1 pseudogene is annotated in these 280 nt (G+C 50.7%); it reads right to left on the bottom strand.

From position 1 onward, the window contains the following. Positions 1–280, bottom strand: a pseudogene (locus RMT89_RS42575) (hypothetical protein); the annotation flags it as partial.

The following is a 280-nucleotide window of genomic DNA, read 5'->3' as shown; positions in this document are numbered from 1 at the left end:
CGATCTTCTTCAATTCATCCTGAAGAACATAATAGCAGAAGCGGAGATCAATCTTTGCAAGCGCCTTGAGGCGCCCGACTCGTTGGTTGAGCAGGGCGGTCCCGCCTGACCATATCGTGGGTGAAAAATCGCCATCCATGCCGATCAGAATGTCACCATCATAGAGAAGGAACTGATCCGCAAAGGCCCCTGAATAGAACACAAGATCATCATTTGACCTCAGGTCGCGGTTTCTCACCAAGCGGGGGCCAATCTCACGTGTTGAAAAGAAGGCTGAAGA

This window comes from Streptomyces sp. P17 (assembly GCF_032436805.1).
GTDB lineage: Bacteria > Actinomycetota > Actinomycetes > Streptomycetales > Streptomycetaceae > Streptomyces.
Note: the sequence above shows the minus strand (reverse complement) of the source record. Positions and strands in the feature narration are given on the sequence as shown.